The following is a 26977-nucleotide window of genomic DNA, read 5'->3' on the forward strand; positions in this document are numbered from 1 at the left end:
CGATCAGTTTTCGGAAAAGTAACTCTGCAGCGTGCGGACCTCAAGGTCTCCGCCCAGATAGGCGCGGATGCCCTGTGCGGCCGCCACAGCACCGGAAAGAGTGGTGTAATATGGCACTTTATGCAAGAGGGCAGCCCGTCGCAACGAACGGCTGTCGGCCAGCGCCTGCGGCCCCTCAGTGGTGTTGAAGACGAGCTGGATGTCGCCATTGGTGATGGCGTCGACGATGTGCGGCCGGCCCTCCAGCACCTTGTTCACTTTTTCGGTCGGCACGCCCGAATCGGTGAGGAAGCGCTGGGTGCCCGATGTGGCCATCACCCTGAAGCCGAGCGAATGCAGCAGCCGCACGGCGTCCGCGATGCGGGTCTTGTCGCTCTCGCGCACCGAGACGAACACGGTGCCCTTGCGTGGCACGCGGGTGCCGCCGCCGAGCTGGCTCTTGGCGAAGGCGACTTCGAACGAACGGTCGATGCCCATCACTTCGCCGGTCGAGCGCATCTCCGGACCGAGCACGGTATCGACGCCGGGGAAACGCGCGAACGGGAATACCGATTCCTTGACGCCGACATGGCCGAGCTTGCGCTTCTTCAGATTGAAGTCCGCAAGCTTCTCGCCGGCCATGATTCTGGCCGCGATCTTCGCCACCGGCGTGCCGACCACCTTGGCGACGAACGGCACGGTGCGCGACGCCCGCGGGTTGACCTCGAGCACGTAGATGTCGCCGTCCTTGATGGCGTACTGCACGTTCATCAGGCCGACCACGTCGAGGCCGAGCGCGAGTTCGCGGGTCTGCCGTTCGAGCTCAGTGATCATCGCCCCATCCAGCGAATGCGGCGGCAGCGAACAGGCGGAATCGCCGGAGTGAATGCCGGCTTCCTCGATATGCTCCATGATGCCGACGACGAACGTGTCCTTGCCGTCGCACAGGCAGTCGACGTCGATCTCGGTGGCGTCGGAAAGATAGCGGTCGAACAATAGCGGGTTCTTGCCGAGCACGGTGTTGATCTGCCCGGTCTTGTCGTTGGGGTAGCGCGCCTTGACGTCGGCCGGCACCAGCTCGGGCAGCGTGCCGAGCAGGTAATTGTTGAGCTGCTCTTCCTCGCGGATGATCTGCATCGCGCGGCCGCCCAGCACATAGGACGGACGCACCACCAGCGGCAGGCCGAGATCGGCCGCCACCAGCCGCGACTGCTCGACCGAATAGGCGATGCCGTTCTTGGGCTGCTTTAACCTTAGCTTGTCGAGCACGCGCTTGAAGCGGTCGCGGTCTTCGGCAAGGTCGATGGCGTCGGGCGAGGTACCGAGGATCGGCACGTCGGCAGCCTCCAGCGCGCGCGCCAGTTTCAGCGGGGTCTGGCCGCCGAACTGCACGATCACGCCGTGCAGCGTGCCGTTGGTCCGCTCGGTGGCGATGATTTCCAGCACGTCCTCGGCGGTGAGCGGTTCGAAATAGAGCCGGTCCGCGGTGTCGTAGTCGGTCGACACGGTTTCCGGATTGCAGTTGACCATGATGGTCTCGTAGCCGGCGTCATGCAGCGCAAAGCAGGCGTGGCAGCAGCAATAGTCGAACTCGATACCCTGGCCGATCCGGTTCGGTCCGCCGCCGAGGATGATGACCTTCTTCTTGTCGGACGGCGCGCTCTCGTCGGCGAGATTGCCGGCAAAAGGCGATTCATAGGTCGAGTACATGTAGGCGGTGGGGGACGCGAACTCCGCCGCACAGGTGTCGATGCGCTTGAACACCGGACGAACCCCGAGCGCGTGGCGTTTGGCGGTCACCTCGGCCTCGGTGGCCTCTGCGAGCACGGCGAGCCGGGCGTCGGAAAAGCCCATCGCTTTCAGCGTCCGCATGCCGAATGCGTTGCCGGGCAGGCCGTTCGCCTTGATCTTGGCTTCCATGTCGACGATGCCGCGCATCTCGGCGAGGAACCAGGGATCGATCTTGCAGGAATTGAAGATCTCTTCGTTGGACCAGCCGAGCCGCATCGCCTGGGCGACCTGCAGGATGCGGTTCGGCGTCGGCGTGCCCAATGCGGCGCGGACCGCGTTCTTGTCGTCGCCGCGGCCGAGGTCCTCGATCTCGATTTCATCGAGGCCGGTGAGCCCGGTCTCGAGCCCGCGCAGCGCCTTCTGCAGGCTCTCCTGGAAGGTGCGGCCGATCGCCATCACTTCGCCGACCGACTTCATCGACGTGGTCAAGGTGTGGGAGGCGCCGGGGAATTTCTCGAACGCAAAGCGCGGTATCTTGACGACGACGTAATCGATGGTCGGCTCGAACGAGGCCGGCGTGGCGCCGCCGGTGATGTCGTTGGCGATCTCGTCCAGCGTGTAGCCGACTGCGAGCTTGGCCGCGACCTTTGCAATCGGAAAGCCGGTGGCCTTCGAAGCAAGGGCGGAAGAGCGCGACACGCGCGGGTTCATCTCGATCACGACCATGCGGCCGTCGGCCGGGTTGATGCCGAACTGCACGTTGGAGCCGCCGGTCTCGACCCCGATCTCGCGCAGCACCGCCAGCGAGGCGTCGCGCATGATCTGGTATTCCTTGTCGGTCAGCGTCAGGGCCGGCGCGATGGTGATGGAATCGCCGGTATGCACGCCCATCGGATCGAGGTTCTCGATTGAGCAGATGATGATGCAATTGTCCTTTTTATCGCGCACCACCTCCATCTCGTACTCTTTCCAGCCGAGTACGCTTTCCTCGATCAAGACCTCGTTGGTCGGAGAGGCGTCGAGCCCGCGCTCGATGATGTCGAGGAATTCTTCCTTGTTGTAGGCAATGCCGCCGCCGGTGCCGCCCATCGTGAAGGAGGGGCGGATAATTGCAGGCAAACCGATTTCGGACAGCGCCATCAGCGCCTCGCCGAACGCGTGCTCCTGATACCGCTTACGGCGTTCGTTTTCGCCGAGCGTCCACTGCCGCTCGAGGTCTTCCAGCGCATCGCCCGACAGTTTCTCTCGCTCGGCCAGGTATTTGTCGCGGTAGGACTTCTTCAGCGCCGAGGCGTTGGCCAGCCGCGATTTTGGCGTCTCCAGCCCGATCTTGGTCATGGCCTCGCGGAACAGCTGGCGGTCCTCGGCCTTGTCGATGGCATCAGCGGTGGCGCCGATCATTTCAACGTCGAACTTGTCGAGTGTGCCCTGACGGCGGAGCGACAGCGCGCAGTTCAGCGCGGTCTGGCCGCCCATGGTCGGCAGCAGCGCAAAGCCGCCGGGAATGACGTGGCGTTCTTTTTCGATGATCTTGCCGACGATTTCCGGCGTGATTGGCTCGATATAGGTGGCATCGGCCAGTTCCGGGTCGGTCATGATGGTCGCCGGATTGGAATTGACCAGGACGACCCGGTAGCCCTCTTCCTTCAGCGCCTTCACCGCCTGGGTGCCTGAATAGTCGAATTCGCAGGCCTGGCCGATCACGATGGGGCCGGCGCCGATGATCAGGATGGTGGAGATGTCGGTTCTTTTGGGCATCAGGTCTCGCGGACTGGATTTTGGGCACAAAAAAAGGGCGCGCATGCTGCGCGTCCCCTAAGCCAAGAGCGCGGGTTACCCTCGCGCGCGGGTGGTCTTTAGACCAGATTCCGCACCCGCGAAACCCCCAAAAACGGGCCATCAACCGGCAAATGGGCTATTTTGGGCTGCGGTTCGGTGAGGTGGGAAAGGCTGGCCGACGCCCGACTTCGCCCTGCGGGCTACGTCGCGGCAGCCTTCGCTACGACGGGGCTTGCCGAGCCGTAGCTTGCGCAGCAAGCGAAGGCTGGAGGCCCGGCCTGGATTTGAACCAGGATAAAGAACGATGCACCGTTCTTGCGTTGTCGCTTCCGCCACCGGGCCAAGGCGATCATTACCGATCACGGGCGGGTGAGCTACGTTTACCTTTGATTAACCCTAACTAGCGCACCGGTGGGTGGTGGGCGATGAAGGTCATCCTCCAGGGGTTGTGCCCGATATTGGTCTGCGCGCGCGAAGCGGCGAAACCGGCCCGCGTCAGCTTGGCGATCATCTCGCTTTCGCTGTAGCGTTGCAGGCCGACGCGGGTGCGCAGTTGCCGGTAGTCCGACAGGGCCGTAGAGGCGAGGCCGTACAGCGCGTCCGTCAGGAAGCCGTGGGTGCTTGCGAATTTCAACAGCGCCAGCACGTCTCGCCCCATGCCGACCTCGGGCCGCAGGATATCGCCCAGCACCAGCCGCCCGCTCGGCTTCAACAGCCGGCGAATAACCGCGAATGCGGAATCCAGCTCTTGCTGCGTCATGTATTGCGCCACCGAGTTCATGACGACGAGATCGATCGACTTCTCTTCCATGCTCCGGAGCTCATCGAGCGAACGGACGCGTATTTTGGTGTTCGGCGCAAAGCGCGCGATCAGCCGGCCGCGCACGCCGGGGGCGGGTTCGGCCAGATAGAGTTTTGCGCAGGCGTCCGCCACCTTGGCCGCCGACAGCGCCTCGCCGCAGGCATAGTCCAGCACGACAGCGTCAGGCGACGAGATGTAGCCGATGATGTCGCGCGCGATGATCTGGAAATGCAGGTCCCGATGCAGCTTGCTCGCATAGATCGTATGCGTGGAATCGTAATAGTCGATCCATTCGTCCATCGGGGCTGGGTCCGGCAAAACAGGGGTTTCCGGCTAGGAACCGCCGGGAAAGTGATGCGTTAGGGTGTTCGGCGGCCAATGTCCAATGCCACCGCTGTCCGGTTTCCTAACAGGAAGGTTCAACGTGAGCAAAGCCAACAAATCCGAAAAAGTGTCCCCCGATCTCGATACGCCGACCGATCTGCCGCAGGCCGCGGTGGACAAGATTTCGGCGTCGCTCAACGTGCTGCTGGCTGACGCCTTCGCGCTCTACATGAAGACCAAGAATTTCCACTGGCACGTCTCCGGCCGGCATTTCCGCGATTACCATCTGATGCTGGACGAGCAGGCGGAGGCGATCTTCGGTACCACCGACCAGCTGGCCGAGCGGGTGCGCAAGCTTGGCGGCGTCACGCTGCGTTCGATCGGGCAGATCGCAAAGCTGCAGACCATTCAGGACAACAACGAGGCTTACGTCCCGCCGCGCGAAATGCTGCGCGAATTGATGGAAGACAACAAGCATATGGCGGCCGCCATGCGCAAAGCCCACAAGCTTGCCGACGACCACGAAGATACCGGCACCGCGCAGTTGCTCGAATTGTTCGTCGACGAGACCGAGCGCCGCACCTGGTTCCTGTTCGAAGCCAGCCGCCAGGAAAGCGCCAACGCGGCGTAGTGGTCGTGATTTGTAGGGTGGGCAAAGGCGCGGTTGCGCCGTGCCCACCATTCTTGCGCGACGTGGATGGTGGGCACGCTTCGCTTTGCCCACCCTACGATCTAAATCCTGAACTTCATTACCTCTTCCTTGAACCGGAGCCCGTGCCCGGGCCGCTCCGGCGCGGTGATCATGCCGTTGGCAATCTCGGGTGGATCGACCCAGAGGTCGTCGATCAGCCCCATGTTCTCGCACCAGATGCCGTTCGGGATCGAGGCCAGCAGGTGCACGTTGAGCTCGGGAAACAGATGCGGCGCGATGGTGATGCCAAACGTGTCCGCCAATGCGGAAATCTTGCGTAGATCCGTCATGCCGCCGCGCATCGGGTCGGGCTGCAGGATCGGCAGGCAGGGATTGATAAAGAACGGCCGCAGATCGTAGCGCGTGAAATGCGTCTCGCCGCCGACCACACGCATGTCGAGGGCTGCTGCGATGCGCTGGCAGCCGGCGAAATCGTCGGCCGGCACCGGCTCCTCGAGCCAGTAGATATCGTACTTTTCGAATTTGCGTCCCATCTCGATCGCGACATCGGCGCTCCAGCCCATGTTGACGTCGATCATAATGTCGATGTCGGGCCCGAGCGCCTCGCGCATGCGGCGTACATTGTCGAGGTCCTGCGCGGGCGTGTGCACATGCGCGACCTGCATCTTGATCGCCTTGTAGCCCTGCTTAACGAAGTGCAGCGCCTTCTCGATCATGCCGTCGCCGCCGGCGCCGCGGAAGCAGCCCGAGCCGTAGATCGGGATTTCCGAGCGATAATGGCCCCACAACCGGTGCAGCGGCAGGCCGGCGCGCTTGCCCACAGCATCCCACAGCGCGATGTCGATCGCCGACATCGCCATCGCGGCGATGCCGCCGCGGCCATAGGTCATCGTCGCCGTCCACAGGTCGCGCCAGATCGCCTCGATCGCGGTGGCGTCCTTGCCCTTCACGCGCGGAATGATGCACTCCTCGAGACAGGCCGCGATCGACTTCATCCCCGGGCGGAACACGAACAGATAGCCCATGCCGGTGACGCCGCCTGCGGTCTCGACCTCGCAGATCAGAATGTCGCGCGTCGGGCCCAGCGCATGCCCCTTGAGCCAGGGATCGTCGGCCCAGGGCAGGCGCAGCATCGTCACGCGGATGTCACGGATGGTCATGTCTGGGTTGGCTGTCATCGGACGTTTCCCTGTGCTGGCCGGATCATGTTGGCCTGATCTCGGACAAGGGAAAGTCAATCATATAACGCCGGCGTCAATCCAGCGCCGTGCGTCATGCCTCCAATGCGGGGACGCGATGCGCGTTCGCGCGACCCGTCGGTTTTACTCACCCTACGCACGTACAGTAGCCAAATATTACTGGCGGTCCGGCCAGCTTGCGCTACGATACAGCACCCCAGAGTAGCAGGAGGCCGGAAATGCCTTTGTCCGTCTCTATGATCGTATTGGGTTCGCAACTGATTATGCCCGTCGCTGACGGCGTGCCGAAGTTCGATATCACGCGGAGCTGCAAGCTCGACATTGCCGCTACCGCCGGCCTCACGGTCGATCAATCGCTGAAGACCTGCATCAGCGATGAACAGAAAGCGCGCCAGCAGCTCGGAAGCCAGTGGTCCAAATTCCCTGCGACCAGCCGCGCGAGTTGTGTCTCGCAGGAGAGCATCGGCGGCACGCCAAGTTACGTCAGCCTGCAGACCTGCCTCCAGATGGGGCAGTGGGCGCGTTAGCCGCCTGACGTGATTTCACCGCCACCCCCAAGCCGGGCGACGCGATCGTTCGCGTCAGGCGTGGTGATCGAATTCGTTCAGCGCAATTCGCACCTCCCGGGCAAAATCGACGAGCGATACCGTGAAGGCGCCGAGCGCGACCATGAACAGGATGGCCACCCCGCGCTCATGTTGAACCTGGACCAAAGCACTTGCAAACGCGACGACGACGAGGAGCGTGACCGAAATGCTGCCAATCACGGCCCAGAAGATGGCCCGGTTCAGCATCAACGCACGTCGCATCAGACGTGGAAGATCGGCTTTGAGCCGATATCTGACGGTGTCGTCGTCGGAGATCCCGTTCAGGACGATCGTTCGATCGACGACTCTGTTCAGGCGGGAAATCAGCACGGCAATGAAGGCTGCCAAAGCGCCGAGAAGAAACGCAGGCGCTGCCGCCTGTGAAATGACATGCGATAGCTGACTGACGGAGGGCGTGTCGGGATACATTGGATTCGGGCTCAGTAGCTCCCTTACTTCGTCACCACCCGGCGCGTCGGCGTCACCGTGCTGGTGGGCGCCATCGGCGAGATCGAGAACGTCAGCCAGGTATTCCACCCCGATGGCCGGTTCTGCGCCTCGAACTCGCCATAGCCTTTCAGGTTGAGGTATCCCTGCATGTCGCCGACCGGGAACAGAAACCCGATCTACGGACCGATGCCGAACACGCGCGAACGGAATCCGCCGAGCTGGGGATGTTGGCCAAAGTCGTCGGTGATCTGCTGATATCCGTATCCGACGAGGCCGACGAAAAACTGCTTGGACAGGAACTGCGACATACCCCAATCGACATGGAAGTCGATCCCGTTCTGGTATTGCGTGTCACGGTTCTTGAAATTGTAGGTGAAGCCGGCGACGGCGGAGAATTCGTGCCCGGTCGCCGCGTTGAAGTAGGTGTAGCCACCGCCGCTGTCGATCGCGGCGTGCCCGATACCGAGATTGGAGAGGCGCGCGGGATCGTAGGCGCCCACCGGAATGTCGCCGGTCAGATAGGTCATGAAATTGTGCATCCCGGCATTCCACTTCAGCGTGGCCTGCGGATAGAGGTCGCCGACGGACGTGAGTGAATCCGAGATGATTCCGGTGCGCGTTCCCACCAGCGGTCCGAGTACGGTGGTGAGCGTTCCATCGATGCTCGTGTTGGCCCGGCCGAACAGGCCGGTGACGCCGATCGCCAGTTGTCCGCCAAGCACCGGCGTGCCGAACGTATAGGTGGGGTTGAGCAGGACGAGATCTGCCTGCGCGTTCAGATTCGCATTGAAATTGACGTTCACGTTGGCCGGGAAGCGGCCGATCTGGATCTGCCTGGCCGCGGCAACCGCGCCTGATGCTTCGACTGTGGTGTGATAATACACCGCGGCCATTGACCAGCCCGGCACCTGCGGTGTCGCTGCAAGGCTGCTGAACCGACCTGGAAGCCAGTACGAGACGCCGGTTTCGTCGGCGTAGGCGGCTCCGGACATCGATCCGAAGATCATGAGCGCCGCGCCGATGCCGCCGCACGTGCGAGAACGGTTGGAATTTCGTTGAGGAATGTTGTGCGTCATCTGCTCGTCCCCCGGGATCACAATGCTCAACTCTGAGACGGCCGCCATCGCCTCGCTGGTGATGACGGCCGATCCATTACTTCGCTGCCACGACCCCCGGCGGTTTCCAGCTGCCTTCGCCCGGCGGCAGGATCGACGGCGCCTCCGTCTTGGGCCAGTAGAGCCGCATGACCAGATAGATCGTATCGTTCGGCGCCGGCAGCCAGTTCGATTCCTTGTCCGCACCCGGCGACTTGTTCTGGATGTAGAGCGTCAGCGAACCGTCCGCGTTCCTTTTCATGTCCGGCAGCATCGGCGAATTGATCAAATAGCGATTGATCGGATTTTCGATCAGGAGCTGCGACTTGCCGTCATACATCGTCAACGACCAGAAGGCGTTGACCGGCGGCTCCTGGCCCGGCGGGAATGTCAGCGTGTAATTGTGATTGCTGCCATCGAGCGTCTGGCCGTCGGCATCAACGCGTGTGAGCGGATAGGTCGCCTCCGCCGGATTGTTCCCATAAATGCCGGCTTTGGCGGCGACGGCGCGCTTCAGCCAGTCGCCATTGTAGTGGGCATTGTCGCCCGGCATCGCGCTCACCTGCCAGCCGTTGATCGTCTTGCCGGTCTTGGCGACGGCTTCCTCGACCTTCTTCTCGCCTTCCTTCATGCCGAGGACGACTTCCAGCTTTTGCTCCAGCGGCAGGTCCTTGAAGTTGAAGGGCTTGCCGGGGCCGACGCCAATCTTCGCAAGTGCTGCGCGTATTTCCTTCTCGTTCTCCTGCGGCGGAGCAAACTGCAACGCGAAGTCAAGATACTCGAAGAAATTCGTCTTCACGAGCTCCTTGTCGATCTTCGGAAAGTCGATGGCCGCTGCGGCCGTCGTCGTCGGCTGCTTCAGGTAGGCGGAAAGCGGCTGCATCCTGTAACCGGCCTGCACCTTCTTGACGTTGTCGATATCGGCGGGGTTGAAAAGCTGGGTGCGGAAAATGACGATCGAGAGCTGGGTGCTGGCCTGGAACACCTTCTTGATGCCGGGAGGCGTCGCACCCTTCCAGTCCGGGCCGACGACCAGATAATCCCCGGCCTCGCTTCCGGTGGCGCGGGTGCCGATGTAGCCATAATTGTAGGTGTTGCCGTCACAGAGCTGGACCGAATAGTAGCGCTTCGGGTCCACCGCCGGGACGGAAATGACGATGGGCTCCACCCGAAAGTCCATCCACCCGATCGAATAGGGCGTGTCGCTGTTCGGCGTCACGACCGCGGTGTCCTTGTAGGTAAAGACGTTGGGGTCGTTCTTGAACTGGTTGAACGGCGCCTTGAACTGGCTCGAACTGCGATCGATCGCAAATTCATACATGATGCCGTAGTTCATAACGATTGGCAGGCCGAAGATGAAGCCTTGTTCGGCGATGTCCTTTGCTTTGAGGAAGCCTGGCCGGTCGGCCTGCGCCAGCGCTGGAAACGACCTTGCAGTCGTGGCTGTCATGACAGCGAGCGCAGCGGAACGAAGGAGGTCGCGTTTCGTCAACATGGTGCCGGCTCCTCTTTTGGGGATGATTTCACGTGGCGCGCGATCGGACGCCGGCGCCGAAGCGCCGGCGTTGCCGTCAACCTTCATTGCGCGGATATCCCCACCGTTGTCTGCGACTTCACGACCGGCGGCGGATTCCATTTTCCGGTCAGTGCCTCCGACTTCGGCGCGTACAGCCGCATTGTCAGATTGAATGGCGCCTTCGGTGCGGGAAGCCAGTTGGCTTCGAGGTCCTTGCCGGGGCTCGCGTTCTGGAAGTAGAGATCAAGCGAACCGTCCGCATTGTACTTGAACGGCATCCAGCTGCTCACGGCAAAGCGGTTCAGCGTGTTGCCGACCTGGAATCCGTCCTGGTCGTAGAGCGTGATCGACCAGAACGCATTGACGGGTGGCGTCGCCCCCTTCTCGAAGGTGATGGTGTATTTGTTGGCGCCATCCAGCGGCTTGCCGGATTCGTCGGCGAGATTGAGCGGATAGATCGCATCCTCGACCACGTTCGCGCCAAGCCCTTGCTGCGCGAGAATGGCCCGCTTCAGGTAATAATTGCCGTAGACGCCCACCGTGTCGGTGTTCATCGACCAGCCGTTGGCCACCCGCGCCAGTGTCGGCAGCTTCCAGGCCATCAGCTTCTGCGCGTCCTGCGGCGCGGTTTCCAGCGCCCTTTGCACGGCGGGATCGAGCTTGCCGATGTCAAAGCTCTTGCCGGGTTCGATGCCGATTTTCTTCATCTGCGCGATGATCGGCTCGTCGGTGATGTGCGGCGGATGCAGCTTGAGCAACTCGGCCGCATTGGCGAAATACACGCCGGCCGACATCGTATCGACCTGCGTCTTCGGCGGCGTCTTCATGTCGACGCTGGGGTCCGGCTTGAACTCGACTGGTTTTGGCGTTTTGCCATACTCGGAAAGCAGCGCGACCTTGTAGCCGGCCTGAATCTTGCGGACCGCATCATAGTCCGGCGGGCCGTCGGTCTTGGTCCGGCCGATCAGCCAGACGTAAGGCGTTGGCGCGTCGATGCGCTTGGTGTCCTTTGGAAGCTTGAACTCCTCGGCGAACCTGTCGCGCAGATCGGGCCGCCAGCTTGCCGGTGCCACCAGGAATGTCGCGGCCTTGGTGCCGGTGGTTCGCCAGCCCGGCGACGCAAAGACATCGGTCCACATGTCGAGCATCGGCAGCAAATAGTAGCGTCCGTTGGTGTCTGGCGCCGAGATGACGACGGGCTCCTTGGTCATGTCCAGCCATGACACGGAATACAAAGTATCGAAGTTCGAGCGCACGACCCCTTTGAAATCCGCCGGCGGGTATTCGGGCACGTTGACGAAGGTGTTCATCGGCCCCTTGAAGTCAGTGGTGCCGTTGGTGAATTGCTTGCGGGATATGTCCATCGACATGATGGAGTAGAAGTACACGTAGGCATCGACCGCGATGGCGTGCGCCTCCTGTTCGGTGATGGGCGCCGCCACTTGGGCGAGCGCTGCAGGCGCTGCGGCCGCGCCAAGGCAGACAGACAATGTCAGCGTCAGAATTCCTCGAAGCATGTCGAATCCTCCTATTTTGCTGCGGTTCTTGGTCTCGATTTGCGATCAGTTCACCTTGACGACCGCCGGCGGCTTCCACGAACCGTTGATGATCGAGGGTGATGTGCCCTTGGGCCAGTACATCCGCATCATCGGCAGAAAGTCGCCTTTCGGAGCCGGCAGCCAATTGGCTTCCTTGTCCTTGCCCGGCGACTCGTTCTGGAAGTAGAGCGTTAGCGTACCGTCGGCGTTGGGCTTCGGATTGTCGCGCGGACTGACCGTAAATTTGTTGAGTGCATTGGGAACAAACCACCAGCCGCCATCGATCATGTACATGGTGATCGACCAGAAACCATTGACCGGCGGCGTCGCGTCCTTGGCGAACGTCAATGTGTACTTGTTGGCGCCAGTCAGTTTTTGGCCCGCGGAATCAACTTCGGTATAGGGATAGATCGCATCGTGCTCGTTGTTGGCAGGCCAGCCGAACGCCGCTACCGTAGCGCGTTTGAGGTAGTCGCCGGGACCATAAGTACCCAGCCCCTTCGAAACCACCCAACCATTTACAATTTCGCCCATGCTATTCTTGTTGGCCTCGATTGTCTTCAGGGCGGTTTGCGGAATGTCTGGGCCGGTGAACAGGTAATTGGCAGCCTTTCCGTCGGCCGTGCGCTTGCTCGGGGACGACTCGGAGTCCGACATCCACAGGTCGGTAATCTCGAACAGATAGAAGCGGCTGCCCATGTCCGGATGGCTGAACACCTGCGGTTCGCTCAGATCGAGCCAAGCGACCGAATACAGCGTGTCAGCATTGGGAGCGGAAACGCCGCGATAATCTGCCGGCGGATAGCGTGGAACGTTGACGAACTGGCCCGTCGGGCTGTTAAACCCCTCCACCTTCGGCACATTGCTCATCTGGACACGCGTCACCTCGGTGGTGATGAGCGAATAGCCGTAGACGTAGGCATCGGTCGCAATTTGTTGCGCTTCCGCTGGCGACAACGCTTGGGCCTTTGCAGGTAGAGTTAGCGCGAAGCAGGAAGCGGCAACCATGCCGCTTAAAAATGCTCCATGAACGAAAGATCGTCTGGTCGATTTCATGACGGATACCTTTCCGAGGACGTTCAATCAGGGATTGAAAACCGAACTGATCAACCGAAGCGGGGAAGCGCGTGCCTCCCCGTGGTCTCAGTAACAGGGCGGATAAGGATAATAGCCGCACGCCGGTCGCGCATACGGATAGGCGTATGGGTGCGCATACGCAGCCGCCCCATACGCAGCCGCGCCGGCGGCGCCGGCATACATCGCGCCGCGAAATGCCGAACGGCGGGCGACGCCGGCAAACGACATCGGCGTGAACGGCCGGCCGATGATATCAATAAAGAGTGCGGCCCCGCCATCCGCGCCGGTGATGTCTCCCTCGAGGGTCTGGACGTTGAACGTCAGCTTGTCGCCTTCGAGCTTCGGATTTTTCAGCACCACCACGGCGTCCTTCACCGAACCGTCCTTGCCGAACACCGACAAGGTTGCGTTCGGAGGGTTCTTGGTAAAGCTGTCGTCACCCGATCCCCATTCCGCGATCACGTCAGCGGTGGGCTGGTGGCCGGCGGATCGCACCGGACGGTCGGCAAAGATGATCGAGCTCGGTGTCACGCCGGTCAAAGTGAGCGTATCGCCCTGCAACGTCGCGCCGCGTGAGTTGAGCACGAACAGCGAGGGCACGATCTCGGGTTTGGCCGGCGCAGATGGCGTGCCGATGCTTTTCATGGAGGGCGGCGCTGCCGCGTTCTGGGCGAGTGCTGTCTCGGTGGCGCACAACGTCGCGGCCACGGCGAACATTCCGAAAATCCCGTTCAATTTGGTGATGCGCATGACATCCACTCCTTTTTGCAGAAGTTTGATCGGGTCGCCTTGGAAATTCCCGCGCGGGCGCGAGAGGTAGTGTTCAAGAGGACATACATCGCCGGCTGCATAAAACGCCCCTAGGCGTATGCAGACTCGATACAGGGTCGATAAAAGTAGATTCGATTAGGCGGATTTACGAATGTCGCTCAAGCTTCGACTGCGTTGTGATGCGGCGCGCTTCATGTAGAGCACGTTAGCATGCATGGAACTCGAGGGCCAGCAACGGTTGCTGTGTCGCGCATCGTGCACGCGTGTTGCGCGTGGCGTTCAATTCCGCGGCGCGCAATGAATCTATTGTTGCCCAGCATCGCGATGTTGTCGGCGCGCTATATTCGCAACGTTTCGCGTGTTTTTTGAATGATCGCGTCGTCGACTATGCACTTTGTGCCAGACAGCCTGAGGTAGAAGCGACGCTGAAATGTGACAGGACAAATTGTCGCAAGCGAGTCAAATCGAAGTGTCAGACTCACTTCCATGGTTTCACGTAGCGAACCGTTTCTCCCATCACTGCATCAGTCTTCGGCAACTTCATTTCCCGAATTTTCGAAGGCATTTTCTCGCTCCGGCGTGAGAGAGATGTGTACGTAAGAGATAGCGTATGGAGGATCGAAACAACGTGCTGGAAAAACAGGAGCAAGGAAGCTAACGATCGAAGCGCGGCTACCTCCGCGCGCACAAGCCAATGAGGGCCAGTCATGGTCATAATTTTGTGCCTCTATCTCGTCGCGCTATGGGCCGTGTTCTCGAAATTCAAACTGGTGCGCTGGGGCTGGCTGTCCGGGACGGTCTCGATCGCCGTCGGAGTATTTATCCTCGCGACATTTCTCGCGCTTTTTAATTATCTCACGCCGTCGGGGCGCGTGACGGTGACCGGCCGCGTGGTGGAGGTGACGCCGAATGTGACAGGGCAAGTTATTGCAATTCCGGTCAGGCCGAATGTGCCGTCCAACGATGTGCTGTTTCAAATCGACCCGGCGCCGTTTCAGTACAAGGTCACGCAGTTGCAGGCCTCGCTCGCCGCGGCAAAGCAGCAGGTCGGGATCCTGAAATCGAATTACGAACAGGCGACGGCGAATGTCAGCGGGCTCACCACGCAGGTCGCGTTCAACAAGCAACGCAACGCGGACATTCAGAAGCTTGCAGCAGAAGGTGCCAACACACAATTCCAGGCGCAGGACAACCAGAATCAATACGAGACAGCGCTGGCGCAGCTAAACTCGGCCAAGGCAGTACAGCAGAGCGCCAAACTCGCGATGGATTCCGAGATAGGCGGCGTCAACACCACGGTCGCGCAAATCCAGGCGCAACTTGAAAACGCCAATTGGGAATTGTCGCAAGCGACGGTTCGCGCGCCGGCCGATGGCTATGTCACCGTTGTCGCATTGGCGGTCGGCGACCGCGCACTGCAGGCGCGCTCGGCGATGTCGTTCATCGTCGAGAAGGACATTACGCTGGTCGGAATGTTTCCGCAGAATGGCTTTCAGGCCATCAAGGAAGGCGCGGCCGTCGACATCGTTTTCGACAATGTCCCGGGCCGCATCTATCACGCCACGATCGCCGCCATTCCGAAAGGTGTTGGCCAGGGCCAGGTTGCCGTATCGGGAACGCTGGCGCGCACCAATGCGCTCGGCGGGGCGACGGTGTTTCCAGCGGAGATTTCGATCCCCGACGGGATGAGCCGCGACTCGCTTCGTCTGGGAATGTCCGGCAGCGCCACCGCCTTTGCCGGCAATGCGGGCGTGATCGGCCTTCTCGCGTCGATCCTGGTGTGGATCAGTTCGTATACGGCGTATCTCTAGGGGTTCGTTTTGAAGGATCGGCCGCAATTCGTAGGGTGGACAAAGCGAAGCGTGCCCACCACCTTTGGTGATTGATAATCAGCAAGATGGTGGGCACGGCGTAACAACGCCTTTGCCCTCAGCCGCGCTTCCATAGTTTCACGAGTGGTCCGTCCGCGCCCATCACCGGATCGGCCTTCGGTAGTTTCACGTTCGGAATCGTTTTCAACGCCTTGGCGTGGTTCTCCGGCGTCGCGCGCGTGATTTCGGCCGGCGGGCCGGGCGGATAGGCGCCGACGACTGAAAAATCAGCGCTCGACGACAGGCATTGATGCCCGGTGCCGGCCGGCAGGATCGCGACGTCACCGGCCGCGATCGCGAGATCCGTGCCATTATCGCCGCCGAACCGCACGACGGCGTTGCCGCGGGCGACCCCGAGCACTTCGTGCACGGTGGCGTGGTAGTGCAGATAATCATAGACGCCGTTGCGCCACATCGCGCCCCAGCCATGGGCGCCGAACAGGCCCTCGATGGTTTTTTCGGGATGGTCGTTGTCGACGTCGATCGCGCGCTTGTAGACCAGGAACGGCATCTTGCTGTTCGGCACCAGGCCGTCATCGACGAAGTCGAAGGTGAGCGGCTGAAGGTCTTCGCTGACGACGGACATGATCGTTCTCCCGCGTACAAACCATACGTCGGGATTCAACCGCTGTCAGCGCCCCGCGTTCCCCTGGCTCATGCTTTCGGGATTTCAAACACCAGGCAGGTCGTGGTGGCGTGGGCGAGCAGGCGGCCCTTGGAATCGGTGATGCGCGCTTCCGCGGTGGCGGCGCGGCGACCGACGCTGAGCGTGCGGCCTTCCGACTTCACAGGGCCGGTATCCTTGGTCATGCCCTTGATGAAGGAGATCTTGAATTCCAGCGTGGTGTAGCCGGTGCCGGCCGGCAGCGTGGTGTGGACGGCGAGGCCCATCGCGGAATCCAGCAGGATCGCGGCGTAGCCGCCATGCACCGAGCCGATCGGGTTGTAGTGCCGGAAGCCCGGCACGCTGTGAAAGGTCACGACGCCGTTCTCGGCGGTGGAATCGAACGGCTCGACATTCTCCATGATCGGCGGCGCCGGCAGTTTGCCCTCGAAGATCGCGCGGACGAATTCGAGACCCGTCATCGACGCCATCACGCTGGTCGGCGTCACGCCGTATTCGACCTTGGAGGCGGGGGCGGTGTCCATGGGGCGGTTCCTGTGCTTTAGATGTTTAGTATCATACTATAGCGAATAGCGCGGCAACAGGCCATCCGTCACATGATATCTCGTCATGCCGCGAGTCATGGACCGAACTCGCAATAAAATGCCCGGGACCAGCCCGGGCATGATGAATGGAGAGGGAAGTGCGGGCTAGGCCTTCTTCGCCCGCATCAGATCCGCGAACCGCTTGAACAGGTAATGCGAATCCCGCGGTCCCGGTGAGGCTTCCGGGTGGTACTGCACCGAGAACACCGGCTTGCCGTCGAGCTGGATGCCGCAATTGGAGCCGTCGAACAGCGAGATGTGGGTTTGGGTAGCGCCCTTGGGCAGCGTCTTTTCGTCCACCGCAAAGCCGTGGTTCATGGACGTGATTTCCACCTTGCCGGTGGTTTCGTCCTTGACCGGATGATTGGCGCCGTGATGGCCCTGATGCATCTTCTTGGTCCTGGCGCCGACGGCGAGGCCCAGCATCTGATGGCCGAGACAGATGCCGAAGGTCGGTGTGCCCGAATCGATCACCTGCTTGATCACAGGCACCGCGTATTTGCCGGTCGCGGCGGGATCGCCGGGGCCGTTGGAGAGAAACACGCCGTCCGGCTTCATCGCCAGAATGTCTTCGGCTGATGTCGTCGCCGGCACCACGGTGATCTTGCAGCCCTCGCCGGCGAGCAGCCGCAGGATGTTGCGCTTGATGCCGTAATCGATCGCGACCACGTTGAATTCGGGCGCGGTCTGGCGGCCAAAGCCCTTTTCCCAGCCCCACGGCGTCTCGTCCCAGGTGAAGCGCTGGGCGGAAGTCACCATCGGCACAAGGTCCATGCCTTCGAGGCCGGGCCATTCGCGCGCTTCTTCCTTGAGGCCGTGCAGGTCGAACTTGCCGTCCTTGGCGTGCGCGATCACGGCATTCGGCATGCCCTTGGAGCGGATCAGCGCGGTCAGCGCGCGGGTGTCGATGCCGGAAAGGCCGATGATGCCGCGCGCCTTCAGCCATCCGTCGAGATGTTTTGCCGAGCGGTAGTTCGAGGGATCTGATATGGCGGAGCGCAGGATTACGCCGCGCGCACCCGGCGTCGCCGCCATGTTCACCGTCTCGATATCCTCGTCGTTGGTGCCGACGTTGCCGATATGCGGGAAGGTGAAGGTGATGAGCTGCCCGGCATAGGAGGGATCGGTGAGGATCTCCTCATAACCGGTCATCGCGGTGTTGAAGCAGACTTCGCCGACCGCCTGGCCTTCCGCGCCGAGGCCAAAGCCTTCCAGCACGGTGCCATCGGCGAGCACGAGGAGCGCGGTCGGTTTGAGGTCCGGCCAGGCTGACGAGTTTTCAGGGATTGTCATGAGCGCATTACATAGTCGGCGTACCCCGCCGCGTGAACCCCCAAAAACGCGGATTCACACGCGTTTCACTGCATATTTGACAGGCTGTGCCACCAGCCTAATCTGGAGTTCCCATTTCATAGCGTTTTCGAGCGAAGTGGACGCCGGTTCGCGTCAAGAAAACGCGTTAAAACAAGAAGCTAGGGCCGCTTTTCACCCCAAAGCGCCCAATCGGGAGTCCGCATGGACAATACGATGCCGATCCTGCTCGTTCCGGGTCTCGCTTGCTCGCCGCGGCTGTTTGGGCCCGTGATGCCGGCCCTGTGGCAGCTCGGGCCGGTGACGGTCGCCAACCACAAGCGCGACGACAATATGGGCGCGATCGCCCGGCGGATCCTGGCCGAGGCGCCGCCGCGCTTTGCGCTCGCCGGGCATTCGATGGGCGGCTACATCGCCTTCGAGATCATGCGGCAGGCCCCCGAGCGGGTGGCGAAGCTGGCGTTGATCAACACCCAGGCGCGGCCCGACACCGGCGAGGCGACGACCCGCCGCCAGGGCATGATCGCCCGCGCAAAAGGCGGCGAATACCGCGCCGTGCTCGACGAGCTGTTTCCCGGCTTCGTGCACCCGTCGCGGCAGGGCGATGCCGCGTTGCGCCAGCTTGTCCATGACATGGGCGACGATATCGGGGCGGAGGCGTTCGTCCGCCAGCAGACCGCCGTGATCGGGCGGCCGGATTCGCGCCCCACGCTGGCGTGGATCAGATGTCCGACCCTGGTGCTGACCGGCGACCAGGACAACACCATCCCGAACTCGCTCTCGATGGAGATGGCGAGCGGCATTCCCGGGGCCAAACTGGTGGTGCTGGCCAATTGCGGTCACCTGCCACAGGTGGAAGCGCCGCAGGAGACCGCCGACGCGCTGACGGAATGGTTGCGGAGCTAGATTCTTGTTTTGACGCGTTTTCTTGACGCGAACCGGTCTCCACTTCGCTCGAAAACGCTATGGTTGTTCTGGCGGCGCGAAGCGCTTAGATCAGGGCTCTGATAGCCGAAGGATACGAACATGCTGCGCGACGACATCAACAATGCGGTCAAGGACGCGATGCGGGCCAAGGACGAGCGCAAGCTGTCCACGCTGCGCATGGTCAATTCGACCATCAAGAACGCCGACATCGCCGCACGCGGAGAGGGCAAGCCGCCGCTCAGCGATGCCGACCTGCTCGGCGTGTTCCAGAAGATGATCAAGCAGCGGCAGGAATCCGTCGAACTCTACGACAAGGGCGGCCGCGCCGAACTCGCAGCCCAGGAGCGCGAGGAGATCGCGGTGATCTCTGCTTATTTGCCGAAGCAGATGTCGGAGGATGACGTCAAGGCGGCGATATCGGCCGCGGTCACTGAAACCGGCGCCGCCGGGATGAAGGACATGGGCAAGGTGATCGCGGTGCTGAAGGCGAAATACGCCGGACAGATGGATTTTGGAAAAGCCAGCGGATTGGTGAAGGCGGCGCTGGCGGGGTGAGTTTTGCGTTTTGAATTCGGTGTCGTCCCGGCCTTGAGCCGGGACCCATAGCCACCGGCGCAGTTGTTTTGCACGCTGGTCGTTGCCTTCCTTATCCTACAACACCCGCCGCGGCGTATGGGTCCCGGCTCAAAGCCGGGACGACGATAAAGCAAGGGACGACGACCAAGGCCATGCTCACCGAAGCCGCCACCTATGACGAGCTCTATCGCAACTTCCGCTGGGACATCCCGGCGCGGTTCAACATCGCGACCGCGTGCTGCGACCGTCATGCCGATGGCTCCGGCCGCCTTGCGCTGATCTATATCGGCGAGGACGGCGCCGCGACGCGAACCTCGTTCGACGAGGTCGCTGACATGTCGCGCCGCTTCGCCAATGTCCTGAAGGCTGATGGCCTCATTCGCGGCGAACGCGTCGCGGTGTTCCTGTCGCAATCGCTGGAACTGCCGATCGCGCATCTGGCGGCGTTTCGCTCCGGCCTGATCTCGATTCCCCTGTTCGCGCTGTTCGGCGAGGACGCGCTGGAGTTTCGTCTCGGTAATTCCGAGGCCAAGGCTGTCATCACCGACGAGGCCGGCTGGGACAAGCTCGCAAAGATCCGCGACCGCCTGCCCGAGCTGAAGACCGTCTATGTGGTCGGCGCCCGCGCGCCCGCGGGCGCCAAGCCGTTCTGGTCTTCGTTGAAAGCCGCATCACCGGATTTTACGACCGTCGATACCTCGGCCGACGATCCCGGCCTGATCATCTACACCTCGGGCACCACGGGAAATCCCAAGGGCGCGCTGCACGCGCACCGCGTCGTGCTCGGCCATCTGCCCAATGTCGAGATGTGCCACGACTTCATTCCAAAACCCGGCGACCTGATGTGGACGCCGGCGGACTGGGCCTGGATCGGCGGGCTGATCAACGGCCTGTTCGCGTTCTGGTATCACGGCGTGCCGCTGGTCGGGCACCGCGCGCGCAAATTCGAACCGCAGGCCGCGATGCAAATGATGGCGGATCACAATATCCGCAACGTGTTCCTGCCGCCGACGGCGCTGAAGCTGATGCGGATCGCCGACGTCAAACATTCCGGCGCAAAGCTGCGCAGCATCTTTACCGGCGGCGAGTCGCTCGGCGGCGAATTGCTCGACTGGGTGCGCGCGACCTTCGGCGTCGATGCCCATGAAGTGTTCGGCCAGACCGAGTGCAATCTCGTGATCGGCAGCAATTCCAAACTGTTTCCGATCCGGCCGGGTTCGATGGGCCGGGCGACGCCCGGTTTTGACGTGCGCATCGTCAACGACCAGGGCGAGGAACTGCCGCGTGGTAGCCGCGGCGTCATCGGCGTGCGGCAGCCATGTCCCTGCACCATGATCGAATATTGGCGCAATCCGGAAGCGACTGCCAAGAAGTATGCCGGCGAGTTTTTGCTGACCGGCGATCTCGGCGTGCAGGATGAGGACGGTTACTTCTGGTATGTCAGCCGCGAGGACGACGTCATCACCACGGCCGGCTATCGCGTCGGGCCGTCGGAGATCGAGCACACCTTGATGAAGCACCCGGCGGTGGCGATGTCGGCGGTCGTCGGTATTCCCGATCCGATCCGTACCGAATCGATCAAGGCCTGGATCGTGCTGCGTCCGGGCTTTGCGCCCAGTGACGCGCTGGCGCGTGATATCCAGGAATTCGTCAAGGTGCAGCTCGCCGCCCACGAATATCCGCGCTTCGTGCAGTTCGCGGAAAGCCTCCCCATGACCGCGACGGGCAAGGTGCTGCGACGCGAGCTGCGGGCGCTGGGGTAAATCTGTTCGGTCAATTCCATGCGGTTAGGAAAATGCAAAAAACTGTGCCTCACGCCGCGGGCTTGCACCGCGCCTCGCTTAGGAAGCTTCATGATCTGGATGCGGCGCTGGAGCTGATGTATTACGGCTGGCGCGGGATGACGCTTTCCGCCGATCAGTATCTTGCGACCCTTGGCCTGTCGCGCCCGCATCACCGCATTCTCTACGTGGTGGCCAGGCAGCCCGACGTCTCGATCGGCTCGCTGATCGAAATTCTCGGCATATCCAAACAAGCCTTGAACCGGCCGCTCAACCTGCTGCTGGAGCGCAAAATGCTGACCTCGAGGCGGTCGCCCGAGCAGCATCGCTCCAAATTGTTGCGGCTCACGGAAGCAGGAAAACGCGCGGAACAACGGGCGTCGGACTACGAGCGCAAGGTCGTGAGCGAGGCGTTCGATCGTGTCGGCCCGCGTGGCGCTGCCGCGTGGATGGCCGTCATGGGGGCTATCGCCGACAACAATTGATTTCTAAGGTCAACATAGTTGACTTTAAGATCGTGTCGTGACAACTTTCTCTGCAGTGATGCCGGGGAGGTGCGGGAGCTTGAGCAAACAGACGATGGACCGGGCAGCCGCCGGACGCTTTGTCGAGGCGTGGTGCGCCAACTGGTGCAAGGTTGATATCGACGCTGTCGTGTCGCACTTTGCCGAAAACGCGGAGATGCGCTCTCCCTTGGCGATCAAACTGACGGGCGCGCCTGTGGTCGCGGGGCTTGAGAACATTCGCGCCTACTGGCGCAAGGCTTACGGAGCCATCGAGAGCGCGGATTTGAAAATCCTGAGCTGGAGCTGGGACGACACGATCGCGCGCCTGACGGTCTGGTGGCAGCTGGGCGACACGCGCGCCAGCGAGTTCATGGACTTCGACGCTGCGGGCCGTGTGGTGCGCAGCGAGGCCTTCTACGGAAAATAGCCACGTACGGAAAGTAACGATGCGATTTTCGGATTTCGTTCTGCTCCTCAACACACTCTGGTTCGGCGGCGCCTTCATCCAGTTCAGCATCGCCCAGAGCAATACGCTGAAAATACTGGTGCCGCGGGAAGAGCGGGGAAATCCGATCGCGCCGACCTTGTCGGCCAGCGTGGCGTTCCTGGGCGGGATCAATCTGCCGATCGGCCTGCTGTCGCTGTATTTGCTGGCCAGGCCGCCCTTCTTTGGGGCCACTGACGCGCAGCTTGCGTTATTCCTGTTCTTTGCCGCGTGTCACTTCAGTCAGTTCGCCTATAACCTTCCGGTCCTGATGCGCGGGGGACGCGTCGGGGTGGCGTACTGGCCCGTGTTGAAGGGCCCGATGCTCCGGATCTTTGCCATCGACGCGATACTGTTCGCGGCAAATCTTGCCGTGGTCTTCCTGCTGCTGTCGTCCTGACCGCTCAACCCGCCTTCAGCACCAACCTCAGCATCAGCGCCAGGTCGTTTCGCCGGTACGGCTTGTTCAGAATTTTCGCTTCACTGTCGAGGCCGTCGAGCGGCTGGACCGGATGCTCGGTGTAGCCGGAAGTGAAAAGCACCTTGAGTTCGGGCCGCAGCCGCGATGCTTCCCTGGCAAGCTCCGGTCCGAACATGCCGCCGGGCATCACAACATCCGTAAACAGCAGATCGATCTCGCTGCGTTGGCGCAATAACTCCAGCGCCTCGCGGCCGTTGCGCGTCGCGATGACGCGATAGCCAAGCTCCTTCAGCTCCTTTTCGACATACGCACGCACCAGATCATTGTCCTCGACAACGAGAATGGTCTCGGTGCCGGCATGCGCGGCGAGCTGGGCGGCGGGCGGCGCGGCGGCTCTGTGCGGCGCATCGATGCGGGGGAAGAAAAGCCTGACGGCGGTGCCACGTCCCGGCTCGGTGCGTATCTGCATCGCGCCGCCGGATTGTTTTGCAAACCCATAGACCATGCTGAGGCCGAGGCCGGTGCCTTTGCCCACCTCCTTGGTGGTAAAGAACGGCTCGAAGGCGCGGCTGGCCACTTCGGCAATCATGCCGCTACCGGTATCGGCCACGGCCACCTCGACGTAATCGCCGGGCCGGGCCTCGCCATTGACGTCGAGGTCGGATTCATCGAGCGCGATATTGCGGACCTCGACCGTCAGCTTGCCGCCCTGCGGCATCGCATCGCGCGCGTTCAGCACCAGATTGAGCAGCGCGGACGCCAATTGACCGGGATCGACGCTGGCGCGCCACAAGTCCCGATCGAGCAGGAATTCGCATTCGATATGTTCGCCCAGGGTCCGCCGCAGCAATTGTTCCATGCCGAGAATTTTCTGGCCGATGTCGATGTCCTGCGGCGTCAAGGGCTGCTTGCGGGCAAAGGCGAGCAGGCTCCTTGTGAGGTCCGAGCCGCGCTCGGCGGCGGTGGCGATGCTGTCGGCGATGGTGTGCAGCTCCCGGTTCGCGGCCAGTTTCTCGGCGAGGTATTCCGCGTTGCCCAGGATGACGGTCAGGAGATTGTTGAAGTCGTGCGCGACGCCGCCGGTGAGTTGACCCATCGCCTCCATCTTCTGGGATTGGCTGAGCTTCTGATTGAGTTCGTCGATGGCGGCGCGCTGCCGCTCGAGCGACTCGGCGGTGCCGTTGAGCAGCGTCATCAGCCCGCCCAGTTCGCCGCCTGGATGCGGCTCGGGAATCCGCGCGCTCAAATCGCCAAGTCCGAGCCTCCGCGCCATCCCGGCGAGCCGTCCGACCTGGCGGCCGACGCCCAAAGTCGCCAGCAGCCAGACGCCAGCGAGCAGCAGCAGGGAGGCCACCGTAAGCATCGCCAGATCCTCGTAGACGCGGCGGTTGGCGGCGGCAACCAGGCCGTCCTTGGGCAGCCCCACCATGATATAGAGGCCGGCGTCCCGGATCGATGGCGAGCGGGCGACGGCCCATACATGCGTCCGGCCCTCGGCGTCCTTCACCTCGTGGAACGGCCCCCGGTCAGCTGCGGCCGCAAACCGGAACAGCTCCGAGTTTGCGATCGATGCACCGGCGGGCTCGGTCCATCCCTTGCCTTGCGGGGCAACCAGGACGGTGCCTTTCCTGTCAACCAGCAGCACGTCTTTGCCGTTCAGCAGGCGCGTGTCGTACTCGGCGAATTTGCGCAGGTTGAACGACGCCAGCAGAACGAATTTCAGCTCGCCGGACTCCGTGCGGGTGGGGTACGCGATCTGCAGCACGGAGGTCCCGGTCAGCCGGCCGAACACCGGCTCCAGTGTGACGATACCGTGCGCCGTCAGGGCCTGCTTGAAATAGGCGCGGTCCCGCAAGTCGAGGGTGCGGTTGGTCCGCAGCGAGTCGCAGAACAGGGCGCCGTCAGGCGTGATGGTCAGGATGCCGGTGAACTGCGGGTATTCCTCGCGCACCGCGGAGAGGAAGGCCGAGCACGCCACCTTGTCTGACGTGTCGAGGTCGCGGGCGCGGGCCAGGCCATAGTGAAGCTGCGCCGTGCCCTGAATTTTCTCGTCCAGATCCTTGGAGATATCGTCGGCCGTTGCCGACAAATTGGCGAGCGCTGCGTTGATTTCGCTGGCGCGATTTTGGGCGAAGCGCAGTCCCACGAGGATAGCCGGCACCAGCATGGCCGCGATAACGAGTATCAGTAGCCGGGTGCGCAGGCTCATCGGTTCGTAATTTTCGCGCTCGAATCGGACAGTTTCATTTTTAACTAATAATGTGCGGCAATCGTGTGCCGCTGCGTCCGCCGCGGGATGGCAAATGCCCCTTGCGACAAACCGGGCCCGGCAGTTTTCAAATAGCTTCTAGTGGAATCCCTCGAAGCAACCCTACAGACTCTGTTCGGCTATCGCAATCAGGGGCGGGTGATGGGGGAGGGCGTGTGGTGTGTCGTTGGGATAGCGCGCCAGTCTCCGCCGTCGTCCCGGCGAACGCCGGGACCCATAACCACCGGCGATCATTATTTTAAATGCTGGTCGTTATCTTCCTTTTCTAACAACAACGGCCGCGGAGTGATGGGTCCCGGCGTTCGCCGGGACGACGAGAGTTATTCGTCGCGACCACTACGGCGTTCCGATCCCCATCGCCTTCAGCGCGTCCAGCATGCGCTGCGGCGGCGCCATCTTGATCGCGAGCGGCTGACCCGTCTCCAGCACGCTCTTGAGGCTGGAGAGGATCGCCGGCCAGCCCTGGCGGCCGCCGGAGAGGATATCGTCGCTGATGGCGCGGTCGTGCGATTGCAGCATCGTCAGCTTCACCACCTCGCCCGACGGCTCGATCTCGTAGGTCACGAGCGTGGGCCCGAGCTTTTCCACCAGTGCCGGCCAGTTGACGTTCCAGGTCACGGTCAATTTCCGTGGCGGATCGCATTCGATCACCTCGCCGCTGATATGCACCGAACCGTCAGGCGCGCGGGCGATGAAAGCGCCGCCGATCTTCAGGTCGGCCTCGATCGCAAAGCCGGAAAAATACTGCCGGCTGAACTCGGCAGTCGTCAGCGCCTGCCACACCTTCTCCGGCGTGGCAGCGATGTAGATGGTGTAGACGACCGCGGGTTTGAATTTGTCGATGTTCATGACACGCCCTCGATGTCGAGGCGGGCGACGAATTCCGCCTTACTCATCACGCTTCTCCAACTGCCGTTTCAATTCGCTGAGCGCGGTGAGCTTGCCGCGCTCGAATTTTTTGATCCAGCGTTCGCCGATCTGATGGATCGGAACCGGGTTCAGGTAGTGCAGCTTCTCGCGGCCATGCCTGAGCGTGGTGACGAGGTTGGCCGCTTCGAGGATTCCAAGGTGCTTGGTCACGGCCTGCCGCGTCATGGCGAGGCCGTCGCATAGTTCGCCCAATGTTTGTCCGTTCCTGGCATGAAGCCTGTCCAGCAACGCGCGGCGCGAGGCGTCGGCAAGCGCTCGGAAGACCTCATCCATGGTGGGGATAATAGGCAACTGAATGGTTGCATGTCAAGAGCGTGGTTTTGACGCGTTGGTGGCTGCGATGGAGGGAAGGCGAGGCCGCTTCTTCTTCCCTTCTCCCCTTGTGGGAGAAGGTGCCTTCGCGAAGCGAAGGCGGATGAGGGGTGTCTATCCGCGGCGACAGACCCCTCATCCGGCGCGCTTCGCGCACCACCTTCTCCCACAAGGGGAGAAGGAAGAATGCACCGCTTCCATCTCCCCCGTTCACGTGCATTAATGCCGTAAGCTCCCTCCCACCCCGAGTTCCACCATGTCCCTCCAGGTCTATCTCGCTTTCGTCGCTGCCTGCATCGCGCTGGCGTTGCTGCCAGGTCCGGTGGTCACACTCATCATCGCCAACGGCCTGCGCCACGGCACCCGCGCGGCGCTGATCAATGTCGCCGGCGCCCAGGTCGGCCTTGCCATCGTGATCGGCATCGTCGCGGTCGGCCTGACCTCGCTGATGGCGACGATGGGCTACTGGTTCGACTGGGTGCGTTTCGCCGGTGCGGCCTATCTGATCTGGCTCGGCATTAAGCTGGTTCGCGAGCCGGTGGAGGGCATCAAATCAGACGAACCGCCACCGCCGCCGCGCGGCGGCTTCTTCCTGCAGGGCTTTCTGGTGCTGCTCTCGAACCCCAAGGTGCTGGTGTTCTTCGGCGCCTTCATCCCGCAGTTCATGGACATGAAGCAGGACCACTTCCCGCAAGTGGCGCTGCTCGGCGCGACGTTCATGGTAACCGCCGCCATGACCGACGCGGTCTATGCGCTGCTCGCCGGCCGGGCCCGGCTTTTCTTCTCGGCGGAGCGCACACGGCTGGTGTCGCGGATCTCAGGCGGCTTCATGATCGGCGGCGGCATCTGGCTGGCGCTGACCCGGGCAAAATAGCGCCTCG

At 62.1% G+C, this 26977-nt stretch carries 24 protein-coding genes and 1 pseudogene; 10 read left to right on the forward strand and 15 right to left on the reverse strand.

Annotated elements, in window-relative coordinates; all coding sequences use genetic code 11:
• Positions 1–3 precede the first annotated feature (3 nt).
• Positions 4–3468: a carbamoyl-phosphate synthase large subunit gene (carB, locus tag ABIE49_RS26885; RefSeq protein ID WP_192736742.1), complete on the reverse strand. Its 3465-nt coding sequence runs from the start codon at positions 3466–3468 to the stop codon at positions 4–6.
• Between the two features lie 421 nt (positions 3469–3889).
• Complete coding sequence (locus ABIE49_RS26890) at positions 3890–4591, reverse strand: class I SAM-dependent methyltransferase (protein ID WP_192736940.1); 702 nt, start codon at positions 4589–4591, stop codon at positions 3890–3892.
• A gap of 124 nt (positions 4592–4715) precedes the next feature.
• On the opposite strand from ABIE49_RS26890, the gene ABIE49_RS26895 reads away from it, so the two are divergent.
• Positions 4716–5246 (forward strand): Dps family protein, encoded by a 531-nt coding sequence (locus ABIE49_RS26895; protein WP_192736741.1) that lies wholly within the window; start codon positions 4716–4718, stop codon positions 5244–5246.
• Positions 5247–5347: 101 nt separating this feature from the next.
• Here the strand turns inward: ABIE49_RS26895 and ABIE49_RS26900 are convergent, their stop codons facing one another.
• The gene (locus ABIE49_RS26900) at positions 5348–6445 is read right to left on the reverse strand and encodes a mandelate racemase/muconate lactonizing enzyme family protein (RefSeq protein ID WP_192736740.1); all 1098 of its coding nucleotides are present in this window, start codon (positions 6443–6445) and stop codon (positions 5348–5350) included.
• Positions 6446–6684: 239 nt separating this feature from the next.
• Between ABIE49_RS26900 and ABIE49_RS26905 the strand changes: the two genes are divergently transcribed.
• Complete coding sequence (locus ABIE49_RS26905) at positions 6685–6993, forward strand: hypothetical protein (protein WP_192736739.1); 309 nt, start codon at positions 6685–6687, stop codon at positions 6991–6993.
• Positions 6994–7047: 54 nt separating this feature from the next.
• On the opposite strand, the gene ABIE49_RS26910 is transcribed toward ABIE49_RS26905, so the two are convergent.
• The 6 genes and pseudogenes from ABIE49_RS26910 to ABIE49_RS26935 form a co-directional block, all read right to left on the reverse strand.
• Positions 7048–7482, reverse strand: coding sequence for a DUF2721 domain-containing protein (locus ABIE49_RS26910; protein WP_192736738.1), 435 nt, complete (start codon positions 7480–7482; stop codon positions 7048–7050).
• 23 nt (positions 7483–7505) lie between these two features.
• Positions 7506–8510: pseudogene (locus ABIE49_RS26915) on the reverse strand (SphA family protein).
• 145 nt (positions 8511–8655) lie between these two features.
• Complete coding sequence (locus ABIE49_RS26920) at positions 8656–10092, reverse strand: DUF1254 domain-containing protein (RefSeq protein ID WP_192736737.1); 1437 nt, start codon at positions 10090–10092, stop codon at positions 8656–8658.
• Positions 10093–10175: 83 nt separating this feature from the next.
• Positions 10176–11630 (reverse strand): DUF1254 domain-containing protein, encoded by a 1455-nt coding sequence (locus ABIE49_RS26925; protein WP_192736736.1) that lies wholly within the window; start codon positions 11628–11630, stop codon positions 10176–10178.
• Between the two features lie 45 nt (positions 11631–11675).
• Positions 11676–12707 (reverse strand): DUF1254 domain-containing protein, encoded by a 1032-nt coding sequence (locus ABIE49_RS26930; protein WP_354066988.1) that lies wholly within the window; start codon positions 12705–12707, stop codon positions 11676–11678.
• Between the two features lie 87 nt (positions 12708–12794).
• Entirely contained in the window at positions 12795–13478 is a 684-nt protein-coding gene (locus ABIE49_RS26935) for a hypothetical protein (protein ID WP_502915925.1), read from the reverse strand.
• Positions 13479–14206: 728 nt separating this feature from the next.
• Here ABIE49_RS26935 and ABIE49_RS26940 point away from each other — a divergent pair.
• The gene (locus tag ABIE49_RS26940; RefSeq protein ID WP_192736735.1) at positions 14207–15310 is read left to right on the forward strand and encodes an HlyD family secretion protein; all 1104 of its coding nucleotides are present in this window, start codon (positions 14207–14209) and stop codon (positions 15308–15310) included.
• A gap of 118 nt (positions 15311–15428) precedes the next feature.
• Here the strand turns inward: ABIE49_RS26940 and ABIE49_RS26945 are convergent, their stop codons facing one another.
• The 3 genes from ABIE49_RS26945 to carA all read right to left on the reverse strand — a co-directional run bounded on the left by ABIE49_RS26945 (position 15429) and on the right by carA (position 17872).
• On the reverse strand, positions 15429–15956 hold the full coding sequence (locus ABIE49_RS26945; RefSeq protein ID WP_192736734.1) for a hypothetical protein: 528 nt from the start codon (positions 15954–15956) through the stop codon (positions 15429–15431).
• Positions 15957–16024: 68 nt separating this feature from the next.
• Complete coding sequence (locus ABIE49_RS26950) at positions 16025–16519, reverse strand: PaaI family thioesterase (protein WP_192736733.1); 495 nt, start codon at positions 16517–16519, stop codon at positions 16025–16027.
• Positions 16520–16684: 165 nt separating this feature from the next.
• Positions 16685–17872 (reverse strand): glutamine-hydrolyzing carbamoyl-phosphate synthase small subunit, encoded by a 1188-nt coding sequence (gene carA, locus ABIE49_RS26955; protein WP_192736732.1) that lies wholly within the window; start codon positions 17870–17872, stop codon positions 16685–16687.
• Between the two features lie 222 nt (positions 17873–18094).
• Between carA and ABIE49_RS26960 the strand changes: the two genes are divergently transcribed.
• The 6 genes from ABIE49_RS26960 (at position 18095) to ABIE49_RS26985 (ending at position 22564) form a co-directional block, all read left to right on the forward strand.
• Positions 18095–18796 (forward strand): alpha/beta fold hydrolase, encoded by a 702-nt coding sequence (locus ABIE49_RS26960; protein ID WP_192736731.1) that lies wholly within the window; start codon positions 18095–18097, stop codon positions 18794–18796.
• A gap of 120 nt (positions 18797–18916) precedes the next feature.
• On the forward strand, positions 18917–19372 hold the full coding sequence (locus ABIE49_RS26965) for a GatB/YqeY domain-containing protein (protein WP_192736730.1): 456 nt from the start codon (positions 18917–18919) through the stop codon (positions 19370–19372).
• A gap of 173 nt (positions 19373–19545) precedes the next feature.
• Positions 19546–21156: an acyl-CoA synthetase gene (locus ABIE49_RS26970; RefSeq protein WP_192736729.1), complete on the forward strand. Its 1611-nt coding sequence runs from the start codon at positions 19546–19548 to the stop codon at positions 21154–21156.
• Between the two features lie 32 nt (positions 21157–21188).
• Positions 21189–21659, forward strand: coding sequence for a MarR family winged helix-turn-helix transcriptional regulator (locus ABIE49_RS26975; RefSeq protein WP_192736728.1), 471 nt, complete (start codon positions 21189–21191; stop codon positions 21657–21659).
• 94 nt (positions 21660–21753) lie between these two features.
• Positions 21754–22107: a nuclear transport factor 2 family protein gene (locus ABIE49_RS26980; RefSeq protein WP_192736937.1), complete on the forward strand. Its 354-nt coding sequence runs from the start codon at positions 21754–21756 to the stop codon at positions 22105–22107.
• Between the two features lie 19 nt (positions 22108–22126).
• Complete coding sequence (locus ABIE49_RS26985) at positions 22127–22564, forward strand: hypothetical protein (protein WP_192736727.1); 438 nt, start codon at positions 22127–22129, stop codon at positions 22562–22564.
• Positions 22565–22568: 4 nt separating this feature from the next.
• Here the strand turns inward: ABIE49_RS26985 and ABIE49_RS26990 are convergent, their stop codons facing one another.
• The 3 genes from ABIE49_RS26990 to ABIE49_RS27000 all read right to left on the reverse strand — a co-directional run bounded on the left by ABIE49_RS26990 (position 22569) and on the right by ABIE49_RS27000 (position 26057).
• Complete coding sequence (locus tag ABIE49_RS26990; protein WP_192736726.1) at positions 22569–24794, reverse strand: ATP-binding protein; 2226 nt, start codon at positions 24792–24794, stop codon at positions 22569–22571.
• A gap of 396 nt (positions 24795–25190) precedes the next feature.
• Positions 25191–25703, reverse strand: coding sequence for an SRPBCC family protein (locus ABIE49_RS26995; RefSeq protein ID WP_192736725.1), 513 nt, complete (start codon positions 25701–25703; stop codon positions 25191–25193).
• Positions 25704–25742: 39 nt separating this feature from the next.
• Complete coding sequence (locus ABIE49_RS27000; protein ID WP_192736724.1) at positions 25743–26057, reverse strand: ArsR/SmtB family transcription factor; 315 nt, start codon at positions 26055–26057, stop codon at positions 25743–25745.
• 295 nt (positions 26058–26352) lie between these two features.
• On the opposite strand from ABIE49_RS27000, the gene ABIE49_RS27005 reads away from it, so the two are divergent.
• Complete coding sequence (locus ABIE49_RS27005; RefSeq protein WP_192736723.1) at positions 26353–26970, forward strand: LysE family translocator; 618 nt, start codon at positions 26353–26355, stop codon at positions 26968–26970.
• The last annotated feature ends 7 nt before the right edge of the window (positions 26971–26977 follow it).

Source organism: Bradyrhizobium sp. OAE829 (genome assembly GCF_040546575.1).
In the GTDB taxonomy this organism is placed as follows: domain Bacteria; phylum Pseudomonadota; class Alphaproteobacteria; order Rhizobiales; family Xanthobacteraceae; genus Bradyrhizobium.

Coding starts and splice junctions, on each gene's coding strand:
- ABIE49_RS26950 (WP_192736733.1), bottom strand. CDS start 16,519: ATGGACACCGCCCCCGCCTCCAAGGTCGAATACGGCGTGACGCCGACC.
- ABIE49_RS26940 (WP_192736735.1), top strand. CDS start 14,207: ATGGTCATAATTTTGTGCCTCTATCTCGTCGCGCTATGGGCCGTGTTC.
- ABIE49_RS26930 (WP_354066988.1), bottom strand. CDS start 12,707: ATGAAATCGACCAGACGATCTTTCGTTCATGGAGCATTTTTAAGCGGC.
- carA (WP_192736732.1), bottom strand. CDS start 17,872: ATGACAATCCCTGAAAACTCGTCAGCCTGGCCGGACCTCAAACCGACC.
- ABIE49_RS26910 (WP_192736738.1), bottom strand. CDS start 7,482: ATGTATCCCGACACGCCCTCCGTCAGTCAGCTATCGCATGTCATTTCA.
- ABIE49_RS27005 (WP_192736723.1), top strand. CDS start 26,353: ATGTCCCTCCAGGTCTATCTCGCTTTCGTCGCTGCCTGCATCGCGCTG.
- ABIE49_RS27000 (WP_192736724.1), bottom strand. CDS start 26,057: ATGGATGAGGTCTTCCGAGCGCTTGCCGACGCCTCGCGCCGCGCGTTG.
- ABIE49_RS26920 (WP_192736737.1), bottom strand. CDS start 10,092: ATGTTGACGAAACGCGACCTCCTTCGTTCCGCTGCGCTCGCTGTCATG.
- ABIE49_RS26905 (WP_192736739.1), top strand. CDS start 6,685: ATGCCTTTGTCCGTCTCTATGATCGTATTGGGTTCGCAACTGATTATG.
- ABIE49_RS26985 (WP_192736727.1), top strand. CDS start 22,127: ATGCGATTTTCGGATTTCGTTCTGCTCCTCAACACACTCTGGTTCGGC.
- carB (WP_192736742.1), bottom strand. CDS start 3,468: ATGCCCAAAAGAACCGACATCTCCACCATCCTGATCATCGGCGCCGGC.
- ABIE49_RS26990 (WP_192736726.1), bottom strand. CDS start 24,794: ATGAGCCTGCGCACCCGGCTACTGATACTCGTTATCGCGGCCATGCTG.
- ABIE49_RS26965 (WP_192736730.1), top strand. CDS start 18,917: ATGCTGCGCGACGACATCAACAATGCGGTCAAGGACGCGATGCGGGCC.
- ABIE49_RS26995 (WP_192736725.1), bottom strand. CDS start 25,703: ATGAACATCGACAAATTCAAACCCGCGGTCGTCTACACCATCTACATC.
- ABIE49_RS26980 (WP_192736937.1), top strand. CDS start 21,754: ATGGACCGGGCAGCCGCCGGACGCTTTGTCGAGGCGTGGTGCGCCAAC.
- ABIE49_RS26960 (WP_192736731.1), top strand. CDS start 18,095: ATGGACAATACGATGCCGATCCTGCTCGTTCCGGGTCTCGCTTGCTCG.
- ABIE49_RS26970 (WP_192736729.1), top strand. CDS start 19,546: ATGCTCACCGAAGCCGCCACCTATGACGAGCTCTATCGCAACTTCCGC.
- ABIE49_RS26975 (WP_192736728.1), top strand. CDS start 21,189: ATGCAAAAAACTGTGCCTCACGCCGCGGGCTTGCACCGCGCCTCGCTT.
- ABIE49_RS26935 (WP_502915925.1), bottom strand. CDS start 13,478: ATGCGCATCACCAAATTGAACGGGATTTTCGGAATGTTCGCCGTGGCC.
- ABIE49_RS26900 (WP_192736740.1), bottom strand. CDS start 6,445: ATGACAGCCAACCCAGACATGACCATCCGTGACATCCGCGTGACGATG.
- ABIE49_RS26925 (WP_192736736.1), bottom strand. CDS start 11,630: ATGCTTCGAGGAATTCTGACGCTGACATTGTCTGTCTGCCTTGGCGCG.
- ABIE49_RS26890 (WP_192736940.1), bottom strand. CDS start 4,591: ATGGACGAATGGATCGACTATTACGATTCCACGCATACGATCTATGCG.
- ABIE49_RS26945 (WP_192736734.1), bottom strand. CDS start 15,956: ATGTCCGTCGTCAGCGAAGACCTTCAGCCGCTCACCTTCGACTTCGTC.